Source organism: Morganella morganii (assembly GCF_019243775.1).
Taxonomy (GTDB): Bacteria; Pseudomonadota; Gammaproteobacteria; order Enterobacterales; family Enterobacteriaceae; genus Morganella; species Morganella morganii.
This window is the reverse complement of record NZ_CP069157.1, coordinates 2,458,643-2,482,387: the sequence shown is the minus strand read 5'-3', so window position 1 is coordinate 2,482,387 and position 23,745 is coordinate 2,458,643. Positions and strand designations below refer to the sequence as shown.

At 44.7% G+C, this 23,745-nt stretch carries 23 protein-coding genes, 1 tRNA gene and 1 pseudogene; 16 read left to right on the top strand and 9 right to left on the bottom strand.

The annotated features are described in order from the left end of the window. The first annotated feature begins 117 nt into the window (after positions 1–117). Positions 118–205, top strand: a tRNA-Ser gene (locus JL661_RS12050). Between the two features lie 125 nt (positions 206–330). Here JL661_RS12050 and JL661_RS12045 read toward each other — a convergent pair. Then, the gene (locus JL661_RS12045) at positions 331–813 is read right to left on the bottom strand and encodes a hypothetical protein (protein WP_218480975.1); all 483 of its coding nucleotides are present in this window, start codon (positions 811–813) and stop codon (positions 331–333) included. A gap of 369 nt (positions 814–1,182) precedes the next feature. Here JL661_RS12045 and fdhF point away from each other — a divergent pair, with 369 nt between their 5' ends. From fdhF to JL661_RS12010, 6 genes are all read left to right on the top strand, one after another. Beyond that, on the top strand, positions 1,183–3,351 hold the full coding sequence (gene fdhF, locus JL661_RS12040; RefSeq protein WP_062772369.1) for a formate dehydrogenase subunit alpha: 2,169 nt from the start codon (positions 1,183–1,185) through the stop codon (positions 3,349–3,351). Positions 3,352–3,623: 272 nt separating this feature from the next. Continuing rightward, positions 3,624–4,664 carry a YeeE/YedE family protein gene (locus JL661_RS12035; protein WP_004235883.1) on the top strand — a complete coding sequence of 347 codons (1,041 nt, stop codon included), beginning with the start codon at positions 3,624–3,626 and terminating at the stop codon, positions 4,662–4,664. A gap of 12 nt (positions 4,665–4,676) precedes the next feature. After that, positions 4,677–4,904 carry a sulfurtransferase TusA family protein gene (locus JL661_RS12030; protein WP_004235884.1) on the top strand — a complete coding sequence of 76 codons (228 nt, stop codon included), beginning with the start codon at positions 4,677–4,679 and terminating at the stop codon, positions 4,902–4,904. Positions 4,905–5,377: 473 nt separating this feature from the next. After that, positions 5,378–6,073: a DUF554 domain-containing protein gene (locus tag JL661_RS12020; RefSeq protein WP_036414286.1), complete on the top strand. Its 696-nt coding sequence runs from the start codon at positions 5,378–5,380 to the stop codon at positions 6,071–6,073. A gap of 233 nt (positions 6,074–6,306) precedes the next feature. Then, complete coding sequence (locus JL661_RS12015; protein ID WP_004235888.1) at positions 6,307–7,239, top strand: nucleoside recognition domain-containing protein; 933 nt, start codon at positions 6,307–6,309, stop codon at positions 7,237–7,239. A 17-nt stretch (positions 7,240–7,256) separates the two neighbouring features. Beyond that, positions 7,257–7,538 carry a GNAT family N-acetyltransferase gene (locus JL661_RS12010; RefSeq protein WP_004241818.1) on the top strand — a complete coding sequence of 94 codons (282 nt, stop codon included), beginning with the start codon at positions 7,257–7,259 and terminating at the stop codon, positions 7,536–7,538. A gap of 53 nt (positions 7,539–7,591) precedes the next feature. Here the strand turns inward: JL661_RS12010 and JL661_RS12005 are convergent, their stop codons facing one another. Both JL661_RS12005 and JL661_RS12000 read right to left on the bottom strand, forming a co-directional pair. Beyond that, positions 7,592–7,933, bottom strand: coding sequence for a DUF1869 domain-containing protein (locus JL661_RS12005; RefSeq protein WP_004241819.1), 342 nt, complete (start codon positions 7,931–7,933; stop codon positions 7,592–7,594). Between the two features lie 7 nt (positions 7,934–7,940). Next, a complete protein-coding gene (locus JL661_RS12000) occupies positions 7,941–8,273 on the bottom strand; it encodes a TehB family protein (protein ID WP_062772372.1) in 333 nt (110 codons plus the stop codon). A 926-nt stretch (positions 8,274–9,199) separates the two neighbouring features. On the opposite strand from JL661_RS12000, the gene JL661_RS11995 reads away from it, so the two are divergent. From JL661_RS11995 to JL661_RS11960, 8 genes are all read left to right on the top strand, one after another. Beyond that, positions 9,200–9,517, top strand: a complete 318-nt coding sequence (locus tag JL661_RS11995) for a helix-turn-helix domain-containing protein (protein ID WP_032098453.1) — start codon at positions 9,200–9,202, stop codon at positions 9,515–9,517. 111 nt (positions 9,518–9,628) lie between these two features. Further along, positions 9,629–10,186: a type 1 fimbrial major subunit FimA gene (gene fimA / locus JL661_RS11990; RefSeq protein WP_062772374.1), complete on the top strand. Its 558-nt coding sequence runs from the start codon at positions 9,629–9,631 to the stop codon at positions 10,184–10,186. 82 nt (positions 10,187–10,268) lie between these two features. After that, the gene (locus JL661_RS11985; protein WP_062772377.1) at positions 10,269–10,811 is read left to right on the top strand and encodes a fimbrial protein; all 543 of its coding nucleotides are present in this window, start codon (positions 10,269–10,271) and stop codon (positions 10,809–10,811) included. A 52-nt stretch (positions 10,812–10,863) separates the two neighbouring features. After that, positions 10,864–11,544, top strand: coding sequence for a fimbria/pilus periplasmic chaperone (locus JL661_RS11980; protein ID WP_218480973.1), 681 nt, complete (start codon positions 10,864–10,866; stop codon positions 11,542–11,544). Positions 11,545–11,638: 94 nt separating this feature from the next. Beyond that, positions 11,639–14,212 carry a fimbrial biogenesis usher protein gene (locus tag JL661_RS11975; RefSeq protein ID WP_250148832.1) on the top strand — a complete coding sequence of 858 codons (2,574 nt, stop codon included), beginning with the start codon at positions 11,639–11,641 and terminating at the stop codon, positions 14,210–14,212. A 28-nt stretch (positions 14,213–14,240) separates the two neighbouring features. After that, complete coding sequence (locus JL661_RS11970; protein WP_062772382.1) at positions 14,241–15,239, top strand: fimbrial protein; 999 nt, start codon at positions 14,241–14,243, stop codon at positions 15,237–15,239. 20 nt (positions 15,240–15,259) lie between these two features. Further along, positions 15,260–15,817 (top strand): fimbrial protein, encoded by a 558-nt coding sequence (locus JL661_RS11965; RefSeq protein WP_062772385.1) that lies wholly within the window; start codon positions 15,260–15,262, stop codon positions 15,815–15,817. A 24-nt stretch (positions 15,818–15,841) separates the two neighbouring features. Next, positions 15,842–16,618 carry an outer membrane protein gene (locus tag JL661_RS11960; protein ID WP_062772388.1) on the top strand — a complete coding sequence of 259 codons (777 nt, stop codon included), beginning with the start codon at positions 15,842–15,844 and terminating at the stop codon, positions 16,616–16,618. Between the two features lie 64 nt (positions 16,619–16,682). Here JL661_RS11960 and sfmF read toward each other — a convergent pair whose 3' ends face one another. From sfmF to JL661_RS11930, 6 genes and pseudogenes are all read right to left on the bottom strand, one after another. Next, positions 16,683–17,216, bottom strand: a complete 534-nt coding sequence (sfmF, locus tag JL661_RS11955) for a fimbria assembly protein (RefSeq protein ID WP_062772391.1) — start codon at positions 17,214–17,216, stop codon at positions 16,683–16,685. Between the two features lie 11 nt (positions 17,217–17,227). Then, positions 17,228–18,230, bottom strand: a pseudogene (locus JL661_RS11950) (fimbrial protein). A gap of 7 nt (positions 18,231–18,237) precedes the next feature. Next, positions 18,238–20,826, bottom strand: coding sequence for an outer membrane usher protein FimD (gene fimD, locus JL661_RS11945; protein ID WP_062772394.1), 2,589 nt, complete (start codon positions 20,824–20,826; stop codon positions 18,238–18,240). A gap of 43 nt (positions 20,827–20,869) precedes the next feature. Further along, positions 20,870–21,565 (bottom strand): fimbria/pilus periplasmic chaperone, encoded by a 696-nt coding sequence (locus tag JL661_RS11940; protein WP_370531216.1) that lies wholly within the window; start codon positions 21,563–21,565, stop codon positions 20,870–20,872. A gap of 205 nt (positions 21,566–21,770) precedes the next feature. After that, on the bottom strand, positions 21,771–22,319 hold the full coding sequence (fimA, locus tag JL661_RS11935; protein ID WP_032098450.1) for a type 1 fimbrial major subunit FimA: 549 nt from the start codon (positions 22,317–22,319) through the stop codon (positions 21,771–21,773). 145 nt (positions 22,320–22,464) lie between these two features. Beyond that, positions 22,465–22,701 (bottom strand): helix-turn-helix domain-containing protein, encoded by a 237-nt coding sequence (locus JL661_RS11930; RefSeq protein WP_004241835.1) that lies wholly within the window; start codon positions 22,699–22,701, stop codon positions 22,465–22,467. An 873-nt stretch (positions 22,702–23,574) separates the two neighbouring features. Between JL661_RS11930 and JL661_RS11925 the strand changes: the two genes are divergently transcribed. After that, positions 23,575–23,742 (top strand): hypothetical protein, encoded by a 168-nt coding sequence (locus JL661_RS11925; RefSeq protein WP_004241836.1) that lies wholly within the window; start codon positions 23,575–23,577, stop codon positions 23,740–23,742. The last annotated feature ends 3 nt before the right edge of the window (positions 23,743–23,745 follow it).

Sequence of the window (23,745 nt, the reverse complement as noted above, 5' to 3'; positions counted from 1 at the left end):
AGCGGTGATAATGATGATAAAATCAGCTAACACATTGAGAAATGACTAAATTTCCGGCATTTAAACTATCCGGGACTTTACAAGGCACAGTGAGGGGACTATAGTGCACGTCATTGCGGAGGGGTGGCCGAGCGGCTTAAGGCAGCGGTCTTGAAAACCGCCGACGGGAAACCGTCCGAGAGTTCGAATCTCTCCTCCTCCGCCATCTCAACGTCTCCCAGTATCTCCTGAAGTCTCTCAATTCCTGATAAATCATTCCTTACAGTAACGTTATTTGCCCGGCTATCAGCGAAAACCTCACCAAACTGCACAGTATGAATTTCGCTGAAGTCAGATATAACAGAGTGCAGGGCGTGATATTATGATGGTGCCACTTCGCTTTGTCTGATTCGTTCCGTATTGGGTCACCGGAGTTTTATGTTTAACTTTTAACAATGTTAGAGGTTTAAAATATATTTCAGTTCTTTTATTTTTTCCTTTTTGCGGCGACTGATGAATATCTGCACAGTAGCTTTTTTCATATTCATCGATTAAATTTTCCACAGAGAGTCTTTTGTTCGGAACATCCATTTTTAAATCATCTCTTGCTTCCTGCTGTAAACGCATACTATCGTAACCGCTCATTTTAGGTATTTCATCACCAAAAACAGATGTTACCCCATTCATGCGAAAATTAACCTTCGCTTGTTGATCTCCGATTTCATCAACGGCAATCCTGCACTTCATATATTTTACGACTTTCGTTTCCTGAGTATCGCAGCCTTGTAATAAAATACATCCGATTGTAACGACAATAATACCGAAAATTTTCATCCCTCAGATACCCTTAATTTAATGGTAATAAAGTGTGATTTTCTCACAAAAAATTATCCGTGATAAATAAAAGGTTTCTCTGTTCCCTGAACCGAAACAGTTTTCTCAGATAATTTTCTTCAGGCGGACTGTCCACTCCGGCCGGAAGCTGACGTCGCCGCATTCAGCATCATGCTGCTGATTAGCACAATATTTTTTCCGGCAATATTTCCCTTCCCGTTTCGTCAAAAATGTCGATTATCGTTGTCTGACACATCAAAAAACCGATCCTTCATTGATTATAAAGCTATTTTTTACTGGCATGTAATATGCATAGATGACATTTCTTTTCTTACTCTTTTACTCCCTGGTCAGGGGAAAGGACGTCAAATGAATAAAGTCATATCTGTATGCCCGTATTGTGGCGCCGGTTGTAAACTGAATCTTTGTGTTGAAAACGGAAAAATAATCAAAGCAGAAGGTGCTGATGGTGTTACCAACCAGGGGCAGCTGTGTCTGAAAGGGTTATATGGCTGGGATTTTCTTAATGATAACAAGTTACTGACAGCCAGAATAAATCAGCCGATGATCCGCAGAGAAAAAGGTGCACCGTTTGAAGTTGTCAGCTGGCGGGAGGCGATTAATTATACCGCTCACCGGCTGAAACAGATCAAAGAAAAGTACGGTGCAAAATCCATTATGTGTACGGGCTCCTCACGCGGAACCGGCAATGAAACCAACTTTGTGATGCAGAAATTTGCCCGTGCAGTATTGGGTAACAACAATGTGGATTGCTGTGCCCGTGTGTGTCACGGCCCGTCAGTGGCCGGATTACAGGTGACATTGGGTAACGGGGCAATGAGCAATTCCATCGCGGATATTGAACACTCCGGTTGCCTGCTGGTATTCGGGTATAACTGTGCGGATTCTCATCCTATTGTCGCCCGCCGGGTGATAAAAGCAAAAGAGAACGGGGCGGAAATTATTGTCTGCGACCCGAGAAAAATAGAAACAGCTAAAATTGCCACACAATACCTTCCTCTGCGGAACGGTACCAATATGGCGCTGGTTAATGCGTTCGCCTATACCTTAATTGATGAAAATCTGTATGACAAAAATTATGTCAGCCGGTTTACAGAGGGATTTGAGGAGTACAAAAAAGCCGTTCAGGATTACAGCCCTGAAGTGGTTCAGGATATTACCGGCATTCCGGCCTCACAAATCCGTCAGGCGATGAGAACCTATGCGCGTGCAAAAACCGCAACCATTATGTGGGGGATGGGGGTGACACAATTCGGGCAGGCGGTGGATGTCGTCAAAGGCCTTTCCGGACTGGCGTTATTAACCGGCAATCTGGGAAAACCCGGTGTGGGGGTTGCACCGGTCAGAGGGCAGAATAATGTTCAGGGTGCCTGTGATATGGGGGTACTGCCTAATATGTTCCCCGGCTATCAGAATGTGACAGATGAAAATGTCAGACGTAAATTTGCGCAGGCATGGGGGATCCCGTATGAATCCCTTGACCCTGAGGCGGGCTACCGTATTACGGAAGTCCCGCATCTGGCCATTGAGGGAAAGGTAAAAGCCTATTACATCATGGGGGAGGATCCGCTGCAGACAGAAGCGGATTTACAACTCGTCCGCAATGGGTTTGATGCCCTGGAATTTGTGGTGGTGCAGGATATCTTTATGACCAAAACAGCGGAGCAGGCCGATGTTATTCTGCCGTCAACCAGCTGGGGTGAGCACGGCGGTATCTTTACCTGCGCGGACAGGGGCTTTCAGCGGTTTGAGAAAGCCATTGAACCACAGGGAAATGTAAAACGGGACTGGGAAATTATCAGTCTGCTGGCGACAGAGATGGGATACCCGATGTCTTATACTGACAACAAAGAGATTTGGGATGAACTCAGAGAACTGTGTCCGCTGTTTTATGGTGTCACCTATGAAAAACTGGAAGGGCTGGCACATATTCAGTGGCCGTGCCCGTCAGAAGATCATCCGGGGACACCATACCTCTATCAGAATAACATCTTTGATACCCCGTCAGGCAAAGGACTGCTGTTTGCCGCACCGTGGCGGAAGCCGGCGGAACTGCCGGATGATGAATATCCGCTGATCCTTTCCACTGTCCGTGAGGTCGGGCACTATTCATGCCGTTCTATGACCGGTAACTGTAAGGCGCTGGCATCTCTGGCTGACGAACCGGGATATGTGCAGATGCATCCGGAAACCGCAGGAAAGCTGGGAATTAAAGACCAGGATATTGTGTGGGTGGAGTCACGCAGAGGGAAAGTGATGTCCCGGTGCAGTATCAATGAAACGATTAATAAACCAGCGGTTTATATGACATATCAGTGGTGGATTGGTGCCTGTAATGAACTGACACAGGATAATCTGGATCCGGTATCCAAAACACCGGAAACTAAATACTGTGCGGCGAGAGTGATCAGAATTGATAATCAGAAAGAGGCCGAAGCTCTAGTCAAAGAAAAATATGCTGTCATGCGGAACCGGTTAATCGGTTTAGTTGAAACAGCAGAAAGCCAGATTCAATAAACGGAATACATTTAATACCATGTGACCACAGGGTGTTTTACAGCACTCTGTGGTTTTTTATACCACATCATTGCTGAATGAAACACAAAAAGCCTGCAGCCGCCGGATGCAGATGAGTCCCCTGTGATTACTGGTGTCATCGTCAGCCGGAAAATGTCCTCCTGCCGGTTATCTCCTCCGCACATAAAAACAATATTTCCGTTTTCTGTGATTTTCCTCAAATAATCAAAAAGATATTTCGCTAAGATAACGGTCTTAAAGGAGCGATGTCTATGATAAGTTTATCTCATCTATCCGGTTTATTCTTAGGGGTATTACTGGGTTTTGTTATGCAGCGCGGCCGCTTTTGTTTAGCCGGTGGTTTGCGTGATCTCTATCTCTTTCGCGACAGCAGAATGCTGATTGCTATTCTGATTGTCATCTCTGTCCAGAGTATCGGACTCTTCATTTTTTCTTATTTCGGTATTGCAAAAATCCCCGGAGGCACATTTCCCTGGCTGGCAACTCTGGCCGGCGGATTACTTTTTGGCATGGGGATGGCATTTGCCGGGTCCTGCTCAACCGGTGCTTATTACCGGGCTGCGGAAGGATTGGCAGGCAGCATTACAGCCGTCGGCGGTTTTATTATTGCCAGCTGGTTTATCCGTCAGTCTGCCGTAAAACAGGTCTTTTCTCCGGTTACCACACCGAAGCTGGATTCCCCGACTATCACACAATCACTGAATATCCCGCCGTATATCGCGATTATTGTTTTGGTGCTGCTGACGGTTTTTCTGGTGAATCGTCACCTGAATAAATACAAATCTGTTCACATTCCCAAAATGAAAGCCCGGAAAACCGGGGTCGCTCACCTGCTGTTTGAAGCCCGCTGGCATCCGTTTGTTTCTGCCCTGATAATTGGTGTCATTGCTCTGCTTGCCTGGCCTTCAAGCCTGGCGGACGGACGTGTCGGCGGGTTAGGGATCAGCGGCCCGAGCGCACAATTATTTTCACTGGTGACGGCCGGCGACCTGAAATTCTTTAACTGGGCGGGTTATCTGCTGATCGGGATTTTTGCCGGGGCGTTTATCGCCGCAAAAGGCAGCCGGGAATTTCGTTTCCGCAACCCGGGTTTTCCCGTGATGATAAAAAGCCTGACCGGCGGATTACTCATGGGTATCGGCAGCGGCCTGGCCGGCGGCTGTATGCTGGGAAATACCTTAGTCAATACGGCCTGGTTCTCCTGGCAGGGCTGGGCGTTTATTCCCTGCATTATCGCCGGCAGCTGGATTGTCAGTTATTTTACGATCATACGTCCTCAGAAAATAAAGTAATAAGGTGAAACTATGAATACGCTGGAATTAGATACCCGCGGGCACCTGTGCCCCTTTCCGTTAATTGAAGCAAAAAAAGCCATTGAAACATTAGCGACCGGTGATGTACTGGTCATCAAATACGATTGCGCTCAGGCGACGGAAAATATTCCTCGCTGGGCGGCAGAAGCCGGCCATGAAGTTACTGATTTTGAACAAATCGGTGATGCGCAATGGCGGATGGAAATTAAAAAAGGGTAACGAAATGATGGCGGCCTGAAAATCGTTGCACGGAACTTTTCCGGACAGAAAAAGACGGAATTGTTCACAGGCAAATTTGAGGTCGCATCGCTCACCGGTACGCAGTGAAACACTTTCTTATTCCTGCATCTGCGCCGTTAATACACTGACTCTCTCTTTCAGCAGATTCGCCATATCCCCGTCGTGACCCCCGAGTATTTTACCGATGTCCTTCAGTTTGACGCCTATCTGCCGCAATATCTGAATCCGGGTAAGGCGTTCGATACTGTCAGTCCGGTCTTCTCAGCAATTTCACCAACCTGAAGTAACATATTTCCCTCCTGTAATGCGGCTCAGACTGCGGCCTTACGTAACGTAAGAGTCAATACCCGGTTTTTATTTTATTGCGTCTGTTTTGCAGACGGGTACACGTACAGTATTGTACCGGTTCCGTATAATAATGAGATTCAAATAAAAAAAAGCAGGAGTGATCTTTGGTTACCGGACCTTTTATTAATGCCGCCGCAGTATTAATTGGCGGAATTGCCGGGGCAGGGCTGAGCCACCGGCTGCCGGAACGTATCCGGACATCGATGCCCTCCGTATTCGGCCTGGCCTCGCTCGCCATCGGGGTGTTGCTGATTATAAAATGTGCCAATATGCCGGTGATGGTGTTGTCGGTGCTGCTGGGGGCGGTTATCGGTGAACTGTGTTGCCTGGAAAATAAAATTAATGCGGTGGCCGGTAAAATAAAGACCCGGCTTCCGGCACGGGGCGGGGCTCAGGAAAGTTTTATCGAAAACTATGTGGTGCTGATATTCCTGTTCTGTGTCAGCGGTACCGGGATTTTCGGGGCGATGCATGAAGGCATGACCGGTGATCCGACCGTTCTGCTGACCAAGGCTTTTATGGATTTTTTCACCGCGATGATATTTGCCTGCTCACTGGGTATTGCGGTGTCGGTTATTGCCGCACCGATGCTGATTATTCAGCTGGTACTGGCGGGCAGCGGTGCGTTATTAATGCCGTTTACCACACCGGCTATGATGGCGGACTTTACCGCAGCGGGCGGGGTATTATTAATCGCGACCGGGCTTCGGATCTGCGGTATTAAAATGTTTGCGGTGATTAACCTGCTTCCGGCACTGGTACTGGTGATGCCGCTGTCGCTGCTCTGGTCATCTTTCTGAATTATGATGTAAATCAGCCGGATAGATACAGCAGACGGTGGCAGTCTGTCATGCAGGGTTATTTTTTGGTTATTGATCCCGCAAAATAGCATCCGGCTGAATGAATTATCTGCAAATACAGGATTGGCTGTTTTTATCTGCTTTATTTGAACCACTTCAAGAAATTGAATTACTTCTGAAATCACAGGGTTATAATCCGGAAAACCGATTCAGTTACTTTCCGTATTCATTCCATGGATGTCATCAGTATTATCATTTCAGCGGGTAAATCCTCCGTTGATGTCGCACTTTATACCTTATTACCGATTATGGTCGTGATGCTGATCATAATGAAATACCTGTCTGTCAGAGGCGTGCTGGATGTGATAGTCCGCTGGCTGGCACCTTTACTCAAACCTTTCGGCTTAACCGGGATGAGTGCATTCGCGCTGATCCAGATAAACTTTGTCAGTTTTGCCGCACCACTGGCAACACTCGCGATTATGGATAAGCGGGGTGTCTCTGATCGCCATATGGCCGCCACCCTGGCGATGTGTTTTGCTATGGGGCAGGGGAATGTGTTTTATCCGCTGATGCCGTTCGGGCTGCACTGGACAACCTCCATTATTATCTCGGTTGCAGGGGGATTGTGTGCGGCGGCTTTTACCTGGTATGTCACCGGTCGCCGGTTATCCGCAACAGAGACCGCAAGCTCAGAGCCGCTGCCGGATGCGGAGCAGAATAATCAGGGAATTTTGTCGGTTATCAACAGCGCGGGGGCGGATGCTATCCGCCTGGCACTCGGAGCTATCCCGATGCTTATCCTGTCATTATCCATTGTCGGATTAATGCAGGCCGCCGGGGTAATTGAATGGCTGCACCATATTCTGATGCCGGTACTGAATTTTATGCATATTCCGGACAGTTTTGTGCTGCCCGCCCTGGTGAAATGTGTGGCGGGGGGGACCGCCTATTTCGGGGTGATATCTGACCTGGTACAGCAGGGCGCGGTAACCGCCAATCAGATTAATGCATCTGCCGGTTTACTCATCCAGACATTTGATTTACCGGGGATCGGAATTTTTCTCGGCATCAGTTCGCGGTTTGTCCGCTTATTCCGTTATGTGATCCCGGCAGCACTGATCGGTATTCTCATCCGCACGGTTTTGCATATAGTATTATTTTAAGCCGCAGGAGATAAGTGATGGATATTCGTGAAGATGAAACCAGTTTTTATATTCTTTCTGAGGACGGCAAAAGCCGGATAGCGGAAATCACCTTTGTGTATACCGGGGATAATCTGGCGATTATTGACCATACTATGGTGGATGACAGCCTGCGCGGGCAGAAAGTCGGTAATAAGCTGGTTGCGGCAGTGGTTGAGAAAATGCGTCGTGAACAGCGGAAAATTATTCCGCTTTGTCCGTTTGCCAAAAGCGTGTTTGATAAAACCCGTGAGTATGACGATATCCGTCACGCCGGATAATGCACAATGCCGGAGGGGAAACCGGTTTTCCCCTCACGGTACAGACAGAGCAGTTACCATCCGCAGATATTGGTTTCTTCATCCATATCGTAGCCGCGGATAATATTAATCAGATCCTTGACGATTTGCGCCGCGTTTTCAGCATCGGCTAATTCAGCAGCAGAATCCACGTCTTTATCCACTGACACACCATTATTTTTATTGGTCATGGTGACCATCAGTGCCGCATCATTAATCTTTTCTTTGCTGTCTAATTCACTGACCAGCAACGCGATTTCCTCCGCTGCAATCTCAGGGATATATAACTTTTTCGGATTCAGAAAGAGTTTCTCCGCTTTCAGGCCGTTACTTTCATTTATCAGCTCTAATAAAAAGCCTTTGTTTTCGTCGTTCATGATTGTGTTACTCCTCGGTCAGGATCTCTGGGGCGACATAAAAATCGACATTGAACACAGTATCGTCAGTAACCGCTTCTATCCGGTGCCAGGTTTCCGGCGGAAAGACACCGAACTGCCCGGCTTGGATTACCAGGGTGTCTGTTGGTTCGGGGCTGGTTTCATCCGCATAGGAATAGTAAACAATCGTGCCCTGCATAACAGACAGTTTAGGATAAACGCCCTGACGGGTGCCTTTATCCAGATGTCTTTGCCAGATAGATTTCGGTGCGGTTTCTTTGGTCCAGAGCGGGGTGCTGCGGACATGAATGTAGCTAGTCGGAATGATGATGCGTTCCATCTGTGTTCTCCTGAAGTTAAACACATGATTAATACTCAATATTAAAATACTTTTCAAAATATAAAAAGTATTTTAGATGCAACTTCAGAGGAAACCGCACGATTTACCCGCCGGCAGAAGAGCTGCCGGGAAGGTATACAATACATGATAATTAACCATTGTTATATTATGGTTATTTAATGGTTTGCTTATTAATTGCGGTACTGTCGGAATGAAAGCGATGAAGGATATGCGGGCAGATATCTTTTATATAGCATAATTATTATGCGGTTCGAAATAATATAAGAGGTATTATTTAATTAACTTAACGCAATTAAGAACATTAAAACAGAAGAAATTATTTCTTAATAAAACTTATTCTTAATTAAACTGGTTTTTTTATTTACAGAAAACAGATATATCTACTCAATATTTAAACCTGTCTGAATAAAATAACAACAATTAAGTGTGTAATCACATATTATGAATAAACGGAATTTATAAACCAGTGTAAATAATATTTTGTGTTGAGTATTCATTCAGATGTAGTTTTATTTATCTAATTTCAATCATGTGAGGACTAAATTGAAGTAATTCGTTATTAATCGCTTGTTTTTAAGATGTAAAATCTGACATAGGTAAATTTTACGGAATTAACATATGTAACAAAATGTTTCACTTTGATGACAGCTCTTATTTTTTAACTATATGATATATAAGTAATAACTTTATTTTTATTGATTTTGTATAATTATCAGTAATTGGATTAATACAAATCAATAGGTAAAACCTATCATTGGTGAACATTAAAGGCGTAAATAACGATTGGATTAACGTGTTTGAATCTCAGTATTATTAGTCGCAAGTAAATAAATTAAGAGCATCACAGCATTTACTACAATTAGTATTTATAAAATTTATATTCTGTAAAAGCATAAGGTATATTTATGCAATCACTAGACACTGTGCGATTTTTTGTCGAATATGACGCCAATAAGTATTTGGGAGCCTTGTTACGTCTGAGAAGAAAAGAACTGGGCATAAGTGGTCAGGAATTATCAGGAATGCTGAATATCAGTCAGCAGCAAATATCACGCTATGAGAACGGATTAACTAATTTCAATATCGTTATCCTTTTCCGTTTTTTTTCCTCATTAGGAATGACATCTGAAGAGGTTGTCAGAATCTTTAAAGAACTGGGACTGTTCTATTCTGATTTAAATATGAGTCAATATCAGAAATTAAGAATAAAGGAGGGAAGCTGATAATATTAAAAAACATGGAGTAAATGGGTTTTTTACAGGAAAAACTCACCTGTCTGTCGCAAATAATAATATTTTAACATCAAATAAAATTAACAATGAGGATTAAAGCGTATGTTGAATAAACAACGTTTAGTTATGTCTGTGGTTGCTCTCGCTGTATTATCCGCAAGTCAGTTAAGCATGGCAGCAACCGTTACCGGTGGTACTGTTCACTTTACCGGACGAATTGTGAATGCTGCGTGTGCTGTCAGTGCTGACTCTACTGATCAGACGGTCAATATGGGGCAGTACCGCACTGCATTCTTTGATGCCAAAGGGAAAAAATCCGGTGATGTGCCGTTTTCTATTAAATTAGAAGACTGTGATACCAGCGTATCCACCAAAGCATCTGTTTCATTCTCCGGATTATCTTCCGCAGATGACCCGACTGCATTGCAGACCAGTAATATCGGCGGCGGTTCAGCCGGTGCGGCGAAAGGTGTCGGTATTCAGATTGCTGATCACCTGGGGAAAGTGGTGAAACCGGATGGTTCTGTTTTTTCAACCGCACAAAACTTAGTGGATGGCGTCAACGTTCTGAATTTTTCCGCAAATTATATTTCAACTCAAGCCACGGTAACACCGGGCGGCGCGGACGCGGATGCCACTTTTACAATGCAGTATCAATAAAGTCGCCTTTTATTGCTGAACCCGTTAGCGCGTTATCAGTGGCCCGGGTGACCGGGTCACTGTTTGCCGATTGGAGTAAAAAATGCATAAATTAATCAGCACGGTATTTTTATTGTGCGGTATTTCTGCCGGTGCTTATGCCGGAAATAAAACGCATACCATTATTGACGGGGGTATGGTGCATTTAAGAGGTGGGCTGGTGGAAGCCGGGTGTACCCTTTCAACAAACAGCGAAAATGATGTTATTGATATGGGGGAATTCAGAACAAATCAGTTTAAGGGAACCGGCAGTTATTCAGGTAATATTCCGTTTAAGCTGGAGATAACCAATTGCAGTACTGCGGTAAGCAGTAAAGTGGGGCTTTCTGTCTTTGGTTATATTAATGAAAAAGATCCGCAAATAATTAAACTTGAAGACAGTGATGAAGCCGCAAAGGGTGTGGGAATAGCTATTCTGGATAGTGATGGTGATATTATTATTCCTGACAATATACCCTCAAAATGGATCAACTTTCACGAAGGTGAAAATGTATTACATTTTAATGCCAGATACAGAGCAACGGATATGCAGGTAACCGGCGGAAAAGCCAATGCATCAGTATGGTTTCATTTAACATATAAATAATAATTAAATACTCTCTGCGGGGATTTAAATAATGTACAGGTCAGCATTTTATATGAGAAAAATACTATTTTCTTTTATCATCGTATTCCTTTTTCCGGCAGTGGCATCAGCAGGCGGAATTGCACTGGGTGCAACCCGTATTATTTATCCGATGGAGGCAAAACAGGTGTCTCTGTCGGTAACGAATACAGATGAAAAAAATCGCTTTCTGATTCAGTCCTGGATAGATGATGCTTCAGATAAAAAAAACGAAAGTATTCACTGTGACTCCCCTTTGTTTGTCAGTAAACCAAAGAGTGAGAATACGATAAAAATCATTAATACAGGTGCTGATTTACCCAAAGACAGAGAGAGTTTATTCTGGCTGAACAGTAAAGCGATACCGTCCGTTGATCGTGAACAGGTTGCGGATAAAAACGTCCTGCAAATTGCCGTTCTGGCCAGGATCAAAATGTTTGTCCGCCCGGCAGGCTTACCGGTAAAAGCGGGTGACGCTTATAAAATGCTGAAGTTCAACAGAATCAGCGGCGGAATAAATGTGACTAACCCGTCACCGTATTACCTGACCGTTGTTAATATGATGATTGGCAATCAGAAAATTGAGAGTTTTATGGTCGCGCCATTCGCTGAAAAAATAATTAATACAGCACAACCTGCTGCCGGCGGAATATCATATCAGACAATCAATGACTATGGTGCCAATACACCAGTAATTAACGTTAATTCATATTAACTACTGTTATCTTATTTTATACGGAGCGCATTTTATGCAGAAATTAACTCTGCTGAAAGGATTGCCATGCTTTAAATTTAACAAGATAATGTTAATGCTTTCATGTGCAATGATAACCGGCAATATGGTCATTATTAAGAACGGCTATGCAGATGAATTCTTTAACCCTGCATTTTTGTCAGATAATGGTAATGAAGTTGCCGATTTGAGCCGGTTTGATAAGGGGCTGGGGCAGGCTGCGGGTGAATACCGTGTTGAAGTTTTTCTCAACGGGGAGTATGTGGCAACACAGGATATTTTATTTGTCAGTAATGAAAAAGACGGAGAAATAAAAGAGGGCAAAGATGATAGCGGATTAATACCCTGCTTAACCACGGATTGGTTTAAAAAATACAATATTGATACCAGTAACGCGGTATTACTGAATGACAGTTGTGTGGATTTTAGCTCAACTTACGATAAATCACAGACCCGTTTTGATTTTGAAGAACAAAAGCTGCGTGTGGATATTCCGCAGGCTGCTTTCATCAATAATATCAGAGGGTATATCCCGCCATCAGAATGGCAGGAGGGAATCAAAGCCCTGTTGCTGAACTATAGTTTTACCGGCAGCCACAGTAAAAACACCAAAAATGATGAACGATATAATAACTATTTTTTAAACCTGGACAGCGGTATTAATCTCGGTGCGTGGCAGCTGAGAAATACCAGTACCTGGAATTACACATCTGACCGGCGTACAGATAACAGCCAGTGGAATAATATCCGCACCTATGTGCAGAAAGCGATTATTCCGCTGAAAAGTCAGCTGACCATTGGTGACAGTTTTACGGAAAATGACATTTTCGACAGTGTGGGATTCAGAGGGGTAAAACTGGCCTCTGACGATAATATGCTGCCGGACAGCATGCGCGGCTTTGCGCCGACTGTCAGAGGCGTTGCCAACAGCAATGCTCAGGTCACTATCCGTCAGAACGGCTATGTTATTTATCAGTCTTATGTTTCCCCCGGCGCATTTGAAATTAAAGATCTGTATGCAACGTCCAGCAGCGGTAATTTGGATGTCACGGTTAAAGAAAATAACGGCACGATCACACAGTTTACGGTTCCGTATTCTGCGGTACCGATGTTACAGCGTGAAGGCCGGACAAAATATGAAGTAACCGCAGGGGAATACCGTTCCGGTTCATCCATGCAAAATAGCCCGGATTTCTGGCAGGGAACTATCAGCCACGGTTTTTCAGAAGGTGTGACGGTATATGGCGGAACACAGTTATCGGATAACTACTGGGCATTTTCTGCCGGTGCCGGGAAAAACCTCGGTGTATGGGGGGCGATCTCAGCGGATATTACACAGGCCAACAGTCGCTTACCCAATGGTGAGCATAAACAGGGGCAATCTGTCCGGTTTTTATATGCCAAATCACTGAACGAACTGGGAACAAACTTTCAGTTGATGGGATACCGTTATTCCACCAAAGGGTATTACACATTAAGCGAAACCAGTTATAAACAGATGAGCGGCTATAATATCAAAACCCAGGATGGCCCTGAGTTTAAAGACGCAGAAATTATTGATTATCATAACCTTTATTATACCAAAAAGGGACAGTATCAGATCAATATCAGCCAGCAGTTTGATGGTTACGGCTCTGTATATATTACCGGCAGTCATCAGACTTACTGGGGAACCAGTGAAAGTGATCAGTCATTTCAGCTTGGTTTTAACGGCAACTGGGAAGATATCACCTATGGCGTGAACTGGTCACAAAATAAATCGGTCGGACTGGCAGATAAAGATAAGCGGATTGCCCTTAATATTTCGGTGCCGCTGAGTCGCTGGTTCGGTGGCGGGGATGCTGCGGATATTACCGGATCCCGGAATAACATTTATTCCACGTATACGCTGACAAGGGATGATAAGAATAAAGTCTCTCAGCAGCTCGGGATATCAGGAACGTTACTTGAGGATAATAACCTTAATTATAATGTTCAGCAGGGATATGCCAATAAAGGTGAAGGGGCATCCGGCAGTGCATCGGTTAATTATCAGGGCGGATACGGCGAGGCTGGTGCCGGTTATAACTACGGCAGAAACTGGCAGCAGGTGACTTATACGGTCCGCGGCGGTGTTCTGGCACATCAGAATGGTATTACATTAAGTCAGCCGCTCGGCCAGACCAATATATTGGTTGAAGCACCGGGTGTTAAAGATACCTCTGTTGAAAATGCAACCGGTGTTTTCACCGACTGGCGCGGTTATGCCGTTATTCCGAATGCTACCGCTTACCGGAATAACCGGGTTGCACTGGATGTCACCACATTACCGGATAATGCCGAACTGGATAATGCCGTGGATTATGTGGTTCCGGTACAGGGCGCTATTGTTAAGGCGAATTTTAAATCCCGTATCGGTCTGAAAGCCATGGTGACACTGTTACAGAAAAACGGAAAAGTGGTGCCGTTCGGGGCAATAGTTACCGATGAGCATACCGGTAAAGCAAATATTGTCGGTGACGATGGTGTCGCATTTATGACAGGTCTGCCGGAAAAAGGAAAACTGAATATTGCCTGGGGAAATAGTGCAGATTCACAATGCACGGCTGAATATCATTTAACGGCCGGAAATAATACCCCGATCAGTAATATCAGTGCCCGCTGTTTATAACACGAATCAGGTAAAGTGAGTTTTAATTATGCGTAATATTATATTATCAGGTTTACTTCTGGTTTGTGCAAACAGCTATGCGGTAACCTGTACTTCCGGATGTAATGATGTCTATCTTAAGATAGAGCAAAATCTGGCATCAAATGACAATGATACCGGTGCTCAGATAAACAGTAATGCGATTACCACACCGGGATTAGGAATGAAAGCAACGCACAATGGTTATCTTATGCAATGGGCGAAATTTAATGGTGATCCGATTCCGGCACCGCCCTCTCATGCAACCAACTGGCAGTTTAAAAAGGTGGATGACTATATTTCAGTGGCATTATCCCGTGATAGTCCCTGTATCGGTAATACCGGAACGATTTATGTTCCGTTTAATGAGAGAGTTTATGGTCCCGGTTGCGTGGCCCGTGTTCATCAGACCGGGGATGATTTATCAATAACCCCCCGTGACTGGCAGAGCCGGCTTCGTATAGACAGAAAAATTGTCAGCGGTACCTATTCAAAAAATATCCTGATTGGGCAGTTTGGTTTTTGTGAACCGGATAATTGTACTTCTCCACAGGTGGTACAAAATGTGTATTTATCCCTGAATATTACGGTTCCGCAGACATGCTCCATTAATGCCGGACAAACAGTAATTTTGGATTTCGGGAATATATCAACCGGCGCATTTAAAACGGCAGGTGCCAGAGCACAGAATATTAATCCGAAGGAAAGTACCTTATCGGTGACCTGCGATAATATTGCATCAGGAACAAACCTGAATATGCGTTTACAGGCCAATAATGTTGCGGGAAATATTGTTATTTCCGATAACAGTGATGTCGGGTTTATTGTTACTGACAGCAGTGATAAAGAACTGACACCCAATAGTCTGTCGAGTTTTATTCCTTTTTCTCTCGACGGAAATACGCGGGCTAATGCACGGATCCGTGTTTATCCGGCCAGCGTGACCGGCGTCAGACCTGATGAGGGTCCGGTAACATCACAGGCTTACTTACGGATTGATTTCCCGTAACTCTCCGGAGGAGACCGGTAATGAATAGTATTAACAGTAAATTTTCCGGAACAGGGAATATAAAAGGTATTTTAGCTTTTATACTGGCAGCGGTATTCAGCCCGGCAGCTGTTTCGGATATCGGCAGTATTAACTTAATTATGAAAGCTAATCTGGTTTCTAATGCCTGCACTATTACACCGGGGACAATGAATCAGACCGTTGACCTGGGAACCTGGGCAGTAAAACAATTTCAGGAAACACCGCGGGGTGTGCCGCCGAAGCAGTTTTTCATTGAGCTGATTGATTGCGGCCATCTGGCCTCGGGCGTAAAAGTGAAGTTTTCAGGTACAGTGGATCCTGTCAATAATACCTTATTTAGACTGGATGTCGGCAGTACGGCCACAAATATCGGAATTTCTGTTCTCGACAGAAATAAGGATGTTATAAAACCCAACACAGAAACGATTGTATATCCGCTCAGGCCGGACGCCACGAATATTCCGCTGGTATTTTATGCGCAATATGTCGCCACCGCTAATTCTGTCGGGGCAGGAACCGCTAATTCTCAGGCAACCTTTACGCTGGAATATCTTTAATATTAATTTTTCAGGAACAACATAATGATAAAGAATAAATTACTGACAGGTTGCCTGCTGGCGCTGGCTTCCGCACATGCATTTTCCGCGTCACAGCCGGGTTTTTATATGTCGGCTAAAGCCGGTGCCGGGTTATTAAAAACAACAGATAATTCGTTACAGGGATCCGGTATGACAGCAGGTGCGCTGTCATATAATATCGAAAAAGAAAATCTGAAAAATATAACGGATACTGTTTTTTCACCGGGGATAGCGGTGGGATATCAGTTTACCGGTGATACTTATCAGCCTGTCCGTGTTGAACTTGCCTATCAGCACTACGGAAAGCAGGATGATACGATGTCTTTTTCACCGTCTGTTTCCGGTTACTGGCATAACCAGAAAAATAATACCTTTCCGCTGCCGTCAGAGTCTTCGCTGTATATGAAAACAAAAGCCGGTACGCTGATGGTGAATGTCTATTATGATATTCCGGTCAATAATGATATCAGCGCATATCTGATGGCAGGCGCGGGTGCGGCATTTATCCGTAATGATGTTTCCTGGGATACCAATGTGGCCGGGCAGGCACTCAGTGCCGGGGCATCAAAAAATGTCACTAATCTGGCATGGTCTGCGGGGGCGGGCATTTCGTGGAATATTAATGAGAATATTTCGCTGGATACCGGTTATACCTATACCGATGCCGGGTCGGCAGAAAACAGAATTGTTGCCTGCAACGGGATTAATACTGCGACAGGTTATACCAATACAGATGTGAAATTACATTTGCTGTATGCCGGGATCCGGTATCATTTTTAATCCGTTTTCCGTCTCTGCGGTTATTTTGCAGAGACGGAAATACCCCGGATGAAATATAGCGTGATTAGTCGTAGGTAATCATAAAAGTAGCATCCGCGTCAGCGATGCCGGGTGTCGGGCGGTTTCCGGTGGCAATATAGTTGGCATAAAATTGTGCCTGCCCGTTGCCGTTAATATCCATGGCAATTTTCGGGCTTTTGGTTTCCATCGGCAGCCGGTTTTTCTGACTGTCGAGGATCTCCACCGCCACAGAGCCCGCAGCACTTGCTCCCTCATTTATTGCCAGCAGTGAGCTGTCCTGCTTATCTTTCTTACCGCTGAAGACAAAGGTGACGGCAGAAGAGGGCGGACAATTCTGTAACTGAAAACTGAACGGCATGGATTGTGTTTTATCACCGGCGGCGCGGAAATTTTTCAGTGCCCAGCGCCCCAGTTCGACTTTTTTATTTGCCTGGGAAACTTCGACCCCGCAACTGTAAGCGACAATTTCACCGGACAACTCAATATTGACCCGGCCGAGTTCATAAGCGGCGGCTGAATGGATCAGCAGACTACCGCAAAGCAGGGGGAGCAGAGCCTGTTTAATGTGTTTCTTCATTGCCGTGCCTGTTATTCGTAGTCAACGCGTAAATAACCGCGGGATTGGAAAACACCTTCTTTCGGTTTATTGCCGGTCACACTGACAGGCCAGGCGGTAATTGCTGTCCGGGCCGAACCTGCGCCGTCGAGCTGGAACGGAATAACGCTGCCGATATTATTCGGCGTTAATGCATTACCGTTCTGATCACCGACAATAAAACCGACATCCGGGTTATCGGAGACAATCATATTGCCGTTAACTTTTTCCGCTTCGATACGCAATGTCAGATAGGCTTTCGCTTCCACGTTGGTACACTGAATCGCGATATTTTCGAGTTTTTTTATTCACCGTAGCGGGCTTATTACCGGCACCGGCCTGGCTGAATAATTGTGAACCGATTTTACCGAAGTTAATCACCACAATATCATTAACCCCGACTTTGCATTGCTGCGGTACATTAATAATGCCGCTGTAACTGATGGTATAAACCGGCGTGCTCAGCGGGTCAGTATTTGCCGTCGTGACATAGACGGTAAATAAGGTCTTTTTCGGGATCACCACCTGGTCAACGAAACGGCGGGTGACTTTCAGGCGGAAGGTAAAATTACTGTCCATAATGCCGAACGGTTTTCCCTTGGTCACGTTCGGGTGTGTGCCCATCAGAACATAGTCCTGCGGCGGGTAAAATGTACCGGCAGAGCTGTCGGTAATACTCATCGCCCCGCGCAGATAGTCATTCAGCTGGAGGTATTTATAGGATCCTTCCGTTTCCACCACCGGCATATTGGCGACATAGCTGCGCATTGTCCGGTTATTGCCGGAGTGGACAGGGCATATTCCCTCAACCCGTTCGCTGAAGTTTTTGGTTAACACTTTTACCTGACCCACCTGGTTATTGGCGGAGGTAAAGCTGTCGGTCAGATCGTAAAAGACCTCACTGGTTCCGCCCGCCGCATTACTGCATACCACAGCCAGCGCCGGAAGAGGTAAAAATGCCATTAATAACGGGATTGCGTATCTCTTTTTCATCATTAACTCTCTATTTACATTCAAGCGCGGTCCGCAGTAACGGCCCTTTGATTTCCTGACGGGTAAAATCATAATTCGCGGTGCACTGGTCACCCGGCTGATTCCCCCACTGCACCAGTAATTTCCCGGTCAGCGGCAGGCCGGTTAAATACACACGTCCGTCATCATCGGCAATACTGCTGATCTGAGAGCCGGTTTCCTGCACCATACTGCCGAAGCGGATCGGTTTGCCGTTGTGGGTCAGCGAGAGCAGCGCCCGGATCCCGATACTGGTATCAAACGTGGCGCGGGCAACAGCCCCGCTGATCGGTACCACGTTCTGCACATTATTTTTAATTTCCGTATTGTCATTAAATGAATCCGGATTCAGGGCAATACGGTTGTTACGGTATGCCGAGGCATAAGGAATAATGGCGTAACCGCGCCAGTCCGTTTTCACCCCGGTGTAGTTTTCCACCGCCACACCGGCGGCACCCGGTGCTTTGACCAGCACGGTGGTGTCATTGATTGACTGGCCGAATGTCAATCCGTTTTCATGCAGCAGCACTGCGCCGGAGGCCCGGTAGTTCAGCTGATTCTGATCCGGGTCGTAGTTATAGCTGATCCCGAAATCGCCGTAAGTGCCCTGATAATCCAGGCCCGCTGAGCCGTTATAACCCTGCTGGCTGACATGCCCCTGTGAGACGGAATAGCTCAGGTTTCTGTCTTCCAGCAGTGTGCCGTTCACGCCAACGCGGTAAGCCTCGCGGCCGCCGGAGTTATTGGTGGCGGAGAAGGTGGCATACGCGTTATTAAAGGCATCATTACTGCGCGCATTACGCGACGAGAATGAGGAGAACGGTACGGACACATTCACCGACAGCATGTTATCGCGCTCTTTGAGTTCCAGCGCTTTGGTGGTACTCAGGGAAACGGAATAATTTATCCCGTTCCAGCTGTTGGAATACCCGGCCTGATACCATTCATCTTTACCGCTGCGGTTCCAGTAAGACTGCTGGTTACCGGATATATAGAGCGAGCCGTACTGGTCAAATGATTGCGAGATATTGACCTGGAAGCGCCCTTTTTTGTTATAAAGCAGGTTGTGATAATTAATAATGATCGGCTTGCCGTCATCACCATCCTCGCCGTCCGGGGCAAATTCATAGCCGGACATCTGCTTATACGCGACATCGTTTAAGGTATAGAAGCCCTTGGTGGAATAGCGGTAACCCAATAACTGGAACGTGGTCCCGGTGGTGTTCAGGGATTTCGCGTACAGGAAACGGAAGGACTGCCCGCTGTGATTCGAGCCGTCCGCCAGTTCACTGTTTGCATGGGTGACATCGAAGGAGAAGGCACCAAAGCGGCCGATATTCTGACCGACACCCACCAGTACAGATTTATATTTGTCTGCCAGCTGTGTCCCGGTATACACGGAGATATCCCGTGTCAGACCGGCGAGCAGGGTCGCCTGGACAAACTTCGGTTTATCCTGGTTGCTGTTACCGCTGCGGAATTCCCCGGCCATCACATCATATTTCACACGGCCTTCACGCTGGAGCACCGGTAGTGTGGAGTAGGGAACAATATACTGCTGCTGAGTGCCGTCTTTCTCCTCGACGGTGACCTGTAAGTCACCACTGGAGGTGGCCGGGTTTAAGTCATTTATGACAAACGGGCCCGGCGGGACATAGACCTGATAAATCACATAGCCGTTCTGGCGGATAACCACTTTGGCATCCGTTTTTGCCATACCGCGCACGGTCGGGGCATAGCCCTGCTGGCTGTCCGGATACATATTATCGACAGAAAACAGCCGCACACCACGGAACCCGGCAGAATCAAAGACACTGCCGTCCGAGTTGCCGTCACCGATAACCAGCTGGCTTTTCAGGGCAATAATCGGCCGCTGAACATAGTTCATCAGGCTGCGCCACTGGCTGTTACTGGTGTTTTTACTTTTGTTGTAATTCCAGGAGCTTGACTGACGGAACTGCCACGCACCAAGGTTAAACCCCGAGTTCAGGTTCACGTAGTAGCTGCTGGTATTATCCGAGTTGTTATTCCCGGACGCGAAATAGTTCATAAACAGTGCCGGAATACCGGATTCCCATCTGTCCGGCGGAATATAGCCGCGGGCCTGCCCGGAAAGACTGGCCTGAGGGAAACTGAGCATCAGCCGCTGTTTCTGAAAATCAAAGTGATATTCTGAACCGGGAATTTTTTCGGTAAACGGGAAGCACTGTTTATCCTGCTCTGTTAATTCCTCCGGACGGGCGATATTTACCCCGAAACCGATAATGGTCTCCGCACTGAAGCAGGGGAATAAATAAGGCTCACCCTCTTTATTTTTCAGTTCGGTAAAGGTGATTTCAGAGGAGGAAACAAAGTCATTATTAACAGACAGTTCAACCAGGTAAGTACCGGGCGGCTGATAGCCGCCCGATTCAAAGCGGGATAAATCAGAGACATCCGCGTCAGACAGGTCATCGGTTAAAAACGCGGCGTTAAAGGAAGGTTTCGCACCGGCGGTTCCCGCAGGGAAAAAACACGTTACCGCGGCAAGCACAGCAAAATAAACCGGCGTATGTGTGAAAACCTTTTTGATGTTACTCATTTCACCCTGTTCCCTGCATGACAACAATAAAATAATGAATGTCTTAATTCAGATTCACTTCGCGCTGTTTGCGCAGTCCGCCGTAATCATTAATTGTCTGATAAGTCAGTTTACGGCCGTTTTTACCGGCAATCTGATGGGTACTGAATGGCGCGACCATGACATTCTCAAGCGGACGCCCGTCTAAAATAATATTGACGAAAGTGGTGTAATACGGCGTCGGGTTATCAATCGTAATCGTGCCGCTTTTCTGCGTGATGGTAATCTTTTCTGCCGCATCTTCTGTCTGGATCGGTAAATTTACCGGTCTGACGAACAATTTAATCCGTGACAAAATAGCCAGCTGGAGCACGTTTTTTCCTTCCAGTGATTCTTTATCCACGGACGGAATCGCTTTTACGTTCAGCCAGAAAACAGACTCGCGGTCTTTCGGTAAATCCTGAGCCAGGTTAACAATCCGCAGAATATTTTCGCTGGCAGGCTCCATCACAAATAATGGCGGCGTGATAACAAAATCTTTCTCTTTGCCATTGTCGTTATCAACCCATGAGTTGATCAGAAAACGTTCTTTCGGGCTGTGGTTAATCACAGACAGTGATGTTTGTTTTGCATCCTGAGGATAAATGACCCGGGTTGCACCCAGTGCAATTCCTGAGTTCTGATTTGACGCTGAATAAGCAAACCCTGACATCAGTGTGAAAAACAATATCAATGCACTATTTTTAAAATAATCAGAAATCACAAAAGTACCTCTTAATATTCTCTGTCAGAAATAACGCATAGAGTATGGTATTTCATTTTTCGGGGTGGCTTATAATACAGAAGGTGATATATAAAACTCTCTCCGCTCCCTGTTACAGGCACAATCCGTCGTCAGAATTAAGAAAAATAATTCTGTGCAGAGAGAGTTTTTATTTATTTAATTAATTACGTTCGGTAATTGATTATTCGTATTTAACAACGAAAGTTGCATCAGCATTTGCCTGACCCGGGGTAGTTGCGCCTTTGGCAACATAACGGGCAGTGAAATCTAATACGTTAGTACCTTGGATTAAGGTTTTAGTTGCTGAGAAATCAGCACCGCTTGGAGATAATACTTTAGATGCGGTATCACTGATCTGAATACCGACGTTCTGTGCAGCCGGTGCGTTAGTCCCGGAGTTAACCGCTAATAAGGTAGCGTCGCCGGTCATGCTCTGGCCTGAGAATGCAACAGCAGCAGTGGTTGCCACAGCCGGATCACAGTCAACCAGTTTGATTTTGAACGGAACCGGAGTAGACATGTCACCGGAAGCTGCTAATTTAGCAGTACGGTACTGACCTAATTCCACAGTCTGGTTGCTGCTTTCAGTGCTGACTGCACATGCTGCGTTAACAAGTTCCCCGGTAAAATGAACTGTACCGCCGTTTACGATTACCGGATCTGCTGCTGATGCAGCAGCGGAGAATAATAAAGCGGATACAACAGATGCACCAATAATATTTAATTTCATAATACTGAATTCCTAAAAAATAAACGCCATCTTCAAATTTTACTATCTCAACAGAATAGTAAACCACTACATCTGAAGAGGTTAATCTTCAGATACAATTTGAGTGTTGTGTGTATCAGAAATGAAAAAACGTAAAATGCTAAAATTAAAACATATAATCCCGGCTGTTGTTAAGATCACCAAATAGCTTTACAAAAGGCACTTCCAGAACAAGTGAAATAGTAAACAGCATATCAAGCGGAATATTGCATTCCCCGCGCTCATAGCGTGAAACCTGCTGCTGACTTAATTTTAATTTGTCACCTAATTCTGAACCGGATAATCCCTGTTCTTTTCTGTGTGCTCTGATTTGTTCTCCAACAATTTTATTTATATTCATCATGAGTCGTACTCAAAAATTACCGGGTTTCTTATGGGAATAATATGCAAGGTATTCTGAATAACTAATCAGATAATACAGACCCGAATTCCGTCATAATTAAATATGGCAGGAAAAGCGTGGTTGCATTTCGGGATTAAGTATTAGCGCTTACACAGGCTAAGTAAAGTTAGTTATAACGATCAAAGGCCAATTATTGATTGATAAAAACTATCAATAATGATTTTTTGATCGTTGTAATCTTTTTTAGATGTTAACAATTTTTACGGTTCTCAAAAAAAGATGTTTTTATTTTCTACTAATTTTGTAATTTATTGATAAATAAGTAAATAAAATTACCATTACATTTATATTTCTTTTGTAAGTGAAGATTACCTTCATTTACTATGCATAGCTACTATTTTTACATATATGTGTTTTTAATCTATTGATTTATAAAATATAAAAAATAAATAAAAAATTTAATCAATAATTCATTTTTTTGATAAAATATCAATAATGCGTTTATATCAAAAATAAAATAATGTAAAAACACAATTTATCGTTATTTTGTTATGATTTGTTGTTTTGTTTTTAAAACAAAGTCATCATTTGCACTAAAAATGTGTCGTGATTGGTAAAATTATAAATTTCTGTGTTTTTTTAAACATAAATTATACACAATAAAAACATATATTTCATAATGTAAAATTATAAAAATCATTATACTTCATGATGTTATATCGGTTTAAATACAAAACATCTGAAATATTACAAATTATTACCACAATATGCCTGTTCACAAGTTTAAAGCGTAAATGCAAATTAACACATATTATGAGTAATTACAGGCCGAATAGTAATTTATCCGATAAAAAAGACAGAATGTATTGCAGTATGAAAAAAACTCATATCAATCATTATGTTGTGATGTGCATTGCCGGAGGGCTACAGGTTATTATCGGCGGTTATCCGGAAGACTTTAGATTTTTCGGTGGTTACGCTATAAAAGCAGAGGGGCGGAATGCCGTCATTTTTCATTCTGAGAAGGGAGAGAACCTATGATAC

Bases quoted from the DNA above. Each gene is read 5' to 3' on its own strand.
- sfmF (WP_062772391.1), bottom strand. From the start codon at position 17,216: ATGAAGAAACACATTAAACAGGCTCTGCTCCCCCTGCTTTGCGGTAGT.
- JL661_RS11980 (WP_218480973.1), top strand. From the start codon at position 10,864: ATGAGAAAAATACTATTTTCTTTTATCATCGTATTCCTTTTTCCGGCA.
- JL661_RS11960 (WP_062772388.1), top strand. From the start codon at position 15,842: ATGATAAAGAATAAATTACTGACAGGTTGCCTGCTGGCGCTGGCTTCC.
- fimA (WP_032098450.1), bottom strand. From the start codon at position 22,319: ATGAAATTAAATATTATTGGTGCATCTGTTGTATCCGCTTTATTATTC.
- fdhF (WP_062772369.1), top strand. From the start codon at position 1,183: ATGAATAAAGTCATATCTGTATGCCCGTATTGTGGCGCCGGTTGTAAA.
- JL661_RS12015 (WP_004235888.1), top strand. From the start codon at position 6,307: ATGGATGTCATCAGTATTATCATTTCAGCGGGTAAATCCTCCGTTGAT.
- JL661_RS11930 (WP_004241835.1), bottom strand. From the start codon at position 22,701: ATGATGAATATAAATAAAATTGTTGGAGAACAAATCAGAGCACACAGA.
- JL661_RS12030 (WP_004235884.1), top strand. From the start codon at position 4,677: ATGAATACGCTGGAATTAGATACCCGCGGGCACCTGTGCCCCTTTCCG.
- JL661_RS12045 (WP_218480975.1), bottom strand. From the start codon at position 813: ATGAAAATTTTCGGTATTATTGTCGTTACAATCGGATGTATTTTATTA.
- fimD (WP_062772394.1), bottom strand. From the start codon at position 20,826: ATGAGTAACATCAAAAAGGTTTTCACACATACGCCGGTTTATTTTGCT.
- JL661_RS11985 (WP_062772377.1), top strand. From the start codon at position 10,269: ATGCATAAATTAATCAGCACGGTATTTTTATTGTGCGGTATTTCTGCC.
- JL661_RS11975 (WP_250148832.1), top strand. From the start codon at position 11,639: ATGCTTTCATGTGCAATGATAACCGGCAATATGGTCATTATTAAGAAC.
- JL661_RS12035 (WP_004235883.1), top strand. From the start codon at position 3,624: ATGATAAGTTTATCTCATCTATCCGGTTTATTCTTAGGGGTATTACTG.
- JL661_RS11970 (WP_062772382.1), top strand. From the start codon at position 14,241: ATGCGTAATATTATATTATCAGGTTTACTTCTGGTTTGTGCAAACAGC.
- JL661_RS12005 (WP_004241819.1), bottom strand. From the start codon at position 7,933: ATGAACGACGAAAACAAAGGCTTTTTATTAGAGCTGATAAATGAAAGT.
- JL661_RS11965 (WP_062772385.1), top strand. From the start codon at position 15,260: ATGAATAGTATTAACAGTAAATTTTCCGGAACAGGGAATATAAAAGGT.
- fimA (WP_062772374.1), top strand. From the start codon at position 9,629: ATGTTGAATAAACAACGTTTAGTTATGTCTGTGGTTGCTCTCGCTGTA.
- JL661_RS11995 (WP_032098453.1), top strand. From the start codon at position 9,200: ATGCAATCACTAGACACTGTGCGATTTTTTGTCGAATATGACGCCAAT.
- JL661_RS12010 (WP_004241818.1), top strand. From the start codon at position 7,257: ATGGATATTCGTGAAGATGAAACCAGTTTTTATATTCTTTCTGAGGAC.
- JL661_RS11925 (WP_004241836.1), top strand. From the start codon at position 23,575: ATGAAAAAAACTCATATCAATCATTATGTTGTGATGTGCATTGCCGGA.
- JL661_RS12000 (WP_062772372.1), bottom strand. From the start codon at position 8,273: ATGGAACGCATCATCATTCCGACTAGCTACATTCATGTCCGCAGCACC.